This is a genomic window from Rhizobacter sp. P3_B12 (genome assembly GCF_056402895.1).
Window position 1 is genome coordinate 1 of the sequence record NZ_JBFUGN010001061.1, and the last position, 2,029, is coordinate 2,029.

The window sequence follows — 2,029 nt, forward strand, 5'->3', positions numbered from 1 at the left end:
CCGGTGCCTCGGCCCCAGTGAACATCGCAGCGGCCATGCTGCCGGCGGCCGTGGCCGCCGCACCCGAGCCGGTGCTGGCCGCCGCCTCGGGCAACGACGCCCCCCGCAAGGCACCGGTGCCGCCGAAGGAAACCCTGAAGGAACGCCGTGCCCGCGAGGCCCGCGAGCGTGCTGCCGCGACGGCGCCGGTCGTCGCTGCCACCGGCATCGTGCGGCTGGCCATCAGCCCGTGGGGCCAGGTCGAGGTCGACGGCAGGTCGGTCGGCACCGCACCGCCGCTGAACGAGCTGACGCTGTCCGAGGGCCGCCATGTCGTGACGATTCGCAACGACGACTTTCCGCCGTACAGTTCGACGGTCAACGTCGTGCCGGGCCAACCGGTCAACCTCAAATACCGATTCGGATCATGAGACTGTTTCCCGTTGTCATGGTGGCTGCAACCTTGCTTGCCACCGGCTGCGCGCTGACCCAGCCCCCGCCGGTCGGCCTGCTCGACGTCACCTCGCGGCCGGCCGAACGGGCGCTGCAGGCCGGCATCCGCGCCTATGAAGACGGCCAGTACCCCGAGGCCGAGAAGCAGCTGAACTTGGCGCTGTCGACCGGCCTGGTGTCGCCGCGCGACCGCGCCGCGGCCCACAAGCAGCTCGCGTTCATCTACTGCACCAGCAGCCGCACCAGCGACTGCGAGGCGGCGTTCCGCGCCGCGCGCCACGCCGACCCGGCCTTCGCGCTGAACAAGTCGGAACAAGGTCACCCCGTCTGGGGGCCGGTCTACAAGCGCGTGCAGCCATAATCGGCGCCGCATGGCGCGAACCGCGCCGTGCAGCCCCGCGGCCTGCTGTTCGCGCCCCATGACGTCCACCGAAGCTCCCGCCTTCCTCCATCCGCTGCGCATCTACTGGGAAGACACCGACGCCGGCGGCGTGGTGTTCTATGCCAACTACCTGAAATTCTTCGAGCGTGCACGCACCGAATGGCTGCGCTCGCTCGGCTTCCACCAGGAGCGCATGCGCACCGAAGGCGGCGCRATGTTCGTCGTCGCCGACACCCGCGTGCGCTACCTGAGCCCGGCCCGGCTCGACGACCTGCTGGAAGTCAGCGTGCGTGTGGTCGAATCGGGGCGTGCGAGCATCCGGCTCGCGCAGGCGGCCTGCCGTGGCGGGCAGACGCTGGCCGAGGGCGAGATCCGCATCGGCTGCGTGGACACCGGAACCTTCAAGCCGCGCCGCATTCCCAACGACATCCTCGACGCCATCGCATGAACCAAGACTTCTCCATCATCAGCCTCGTCCTGCATGCCAGCTTCGTGGTTCAGCTCGTGATGGCCGGGCTGCTGCTCGTGTCGCTCGGCAGCTGGACGGTGATCTTCGGCAAGCTGTTCGGCCTGCGCCGCGTGCGCACGATGAACGATGACTTCGAGCGCGAATTCTGGGCCGGCAAGAACCTGAACGACCTGTTCAGCGCCGCCTCGCAGAAGGCACACAGCGCGCCGCTGGAGCGCATCTTCGCGTCGGGCATGCGCGAGTTCATGAAGCTGCGCGAGCGGCGCGTGGTCGACGGCGGCGCGCTGCTCGACGGTTCGCGCCGCGCGATGCGCGCGAGCTTCCAGCGCGAGCTCGACGCGGTCGAATCGAACCTGTCCTTCCTCGCCTCGGTCGGTTCGGTGTCGCCGTACGTCGGGCTGTTCGGCACGGTGTGGGGGATCATGCACGCCTTCGTCGGGCTGTCGAACCTGCAGCAGGTGACGCTCGCGACGGTCGCGCCCGGCATCGCCGAGGCGCTGGTCGCCACCGCGATCGGGCTGTTCGCCGCGATCCCGGCGGTGATCGCCTACAACCGCTTCGCGCGTGACATCGACCGCATCGCGATCCAGCTGGAGACCTTCATCGAGGAGTTCTCCAACATCCTGCAGCGCAACGCGACGCAGCCGCTGCCCGCGACGGGCCCGGCAGGCGTGAGCGGCTCGGCAGGGGTGCGCTGATGCCTGCCGTCGCCGGCCGCGGCACGCGCCGCCGCACGATCGCCGAGA

The 2,029-nt window shown here is 69.8% G+C and carries 4 protein-coding genes; all 4 read left to right on the top strand.

Annotation, left to right across the window (positions count from 1 at the left end):
* Positions 1-410 (top strand): PEGA domain-containing protein (locus AC1D01_RS32050; protein WP_477873546.1); only part of this gene is annotated, 410 nt, incomplete at its 5' end.
* On the top strand, positions 407-793 hold the full coding sequence (locus AC1D01_RS32055) for a TssQ family T6SS-associated lipoprotein (RefSeq protein WP_477873547.1): 387 nt from the start codon (positions 407-409) through the stop codon (positions 791-793). The genes AC1D01_RS32050 and AC1D01_RS32055, both read left to right, overlap by 4 nt.
* A 58-nt stretch (positions 794-851) precedes the next feature.
* Positions 852-1,262, top strand: a complete 411-nt coding sequence (gene ybgC / locus AC1D01_RS32060) for a tol-pal system-associated acyl-CoA thioesterase (RefSeq protein WP_047504625.1) — start codon at positions 852-854, stop codon at positions 1,260-1,262.
* Positions 1,259-1,981 carry a protein TolQ gene (tolQ, locus tag AC1D01_RS32065; protein ID WP_477873548.1) on the top strand — a complete coding sequence of 241 codons (723 nt, stop codon included), beginning with the start codon at positions 1,259-1,261 and terminating at the stop codon, positions 1,979-1,981. Before ybgC ends, tolQ begins: the two co-directional genes overlap by 4 nt.
* The last annotated feature ends 48 nt before the right edge of the window (positions 1,982-2,029 follow it).

Excerpts from the sequence above, each read along its gene's own strand:
- tolQ (WP_477873548.1), top strand. The coding sequence starts at position 1,259 with ATGAACCAAGACTTCTCCATCATCAGCCTCGTCCTGCATGCCAGCTTC.
- AC1D01_RS32055 (WP_477873547.1), top strand. The coding sequence starts at position 407 with ATGAGACTGTTTCCCGTTGTCATGGTGGCTGCAACCTTGCTTGCCACC.